This window comes from Streptomyces sp. NPDC054847, assembly GCF_053610925.1.
This window is the reverse complement of sequence record NZ_JBSGZJ010000773.1, coordinates 1-1,315: the sequence shown is the minus strand read 5'-3', so window position 1 is coordinate 1,315 and position 1,315 is coordinate 1. Positions and strand designations below refer to the sequence as shown.

Here is a 1,315-nt window from a genome sequence, read left to right as displayed (position 1 = left end):
CCCTCTGACCTGCTACTTCTCTGACCTGCAAGCGGTGGGTGTGGGATTTGAACCCACGGTGACTCGCGCCACGACGGTTTTCAAGACCGTTCCCTTAGGCCGCTCGGGCAACCCACCCACGCCCCGCCTCACCTGCTGCGGAGCGGCTACAGCCTACCGGGCCCGCGTCGCCGGGCGCAGCAGCGTTCCGGGGACGGTGGGAGGTTCGGGCCGAGCGGGGTCAGCTGTCGCCCTTGCGTTCGCCCAGAACCAGCTCCACCTTGTGGGACTCTCCGTCGCGTTCGTAGGTCATCGTGACCTTGTCACCCGGCTTCTTGGTCCAGATCTCGCTGATCAGGGTGGGGCCGCTGTCGATCGGCTTGCCGTTGAACGTGGTGATGACGTCGCCCGGCTTGAGCCCGGCCTTCGCCGCCGGTCCGTCCGGGGTCACCGCCGGGGTGCCGCCGGAGCCCTCCTCGGTGATCCGGGCGCCGGAGCCCTGGTCCGACATGTCGACCGTCGCGCCGATGACCGGGTAGACCGGCTGGCCCGTCTTGATCAGTTGCTCGGCGACCGCCTTGGCCTGGTTGATCGGGATGGCGAACCCGAGGCCGATCGAGCCGGCCTGGGTCTGGCCGAAGCCGCCGTTGCCCGCCGACTGGATGGCCGAGTTGATGCCGATGACCGCGCCGCGCGAGTCCAGCAGGGGGCCGCCGGAGTTGCCCGGGTTGATGGACGCGTCGGTCTGCAGCGCACTCATGTAGGAGTTGTTGCCGCTCGACCCGTCGCCGGACGCGACCGGCCGGTTCTTCGCGCTGATGATTCCGGTGGTGACGGTGTTCGACAGCCCGAAGGGGGCGCCGATGGCGATGGTCGAGTCGCCGACCGCGACCTTCTCCGAGTCGCCGAGTGCCAGCGGGTCGACGCCGGAGGGGGCGTTCTTCAGCTTGAGGACGGCCACGTCGTAGCCCTGCGCCCGGCCGACGACCTCGGCGTCGTACTTCTTGCCGTTGGAGAAGATCGCCGACAGGGTGCCGCCCTCGGCCGCGGAGGCGACCACATGGTTGTTGGTGAGGATGTGGCCCTCCTTGTCGTAGACGAAGCCGGTTCCCGTTCCGCCCTCGCCCTCACCCTCGGAGCCTTCGATGCCGCCGCCGCCCGACTTGGCTTCGATGGTGACCACGCTGGGCAGCGCGTTCGCGGCGACCGCGGCGACCGTCCCCGGGTCGCGCTTGAGGTCCTGCGGGCTGGCCGCGGAGACCGTGGTGGAGCTGGAGCTGTCGTCTGCGATATATTAATACCAGTAGCCGATGCCACCTCGTATACATCAGTGTAG

1 tRNA gene and 1 pseudogene are annotated in these 1,315 nt (G+C 68.6%); both read right to left on the bottom strand.

What is annotated here, in order from left to right:
• Positions 1 to 32 precede the first annotated feature (32 nt).
• Positions 33 to 117: transfer RNA gene (locus ACWGH4_RS35150), tRNA-Ser, on the bottom strand.
• 103 nt (positions 118 to 220) lie between these two features.
• Positions 221 to 1,303: pseudogene (locus ACWGH4_RS35145) on the bottom strand (S1C family serine protease); the annotation flags it as partial.
• Positions 1,304 to 1,315 lie beyond the last annotated feature (12 nt).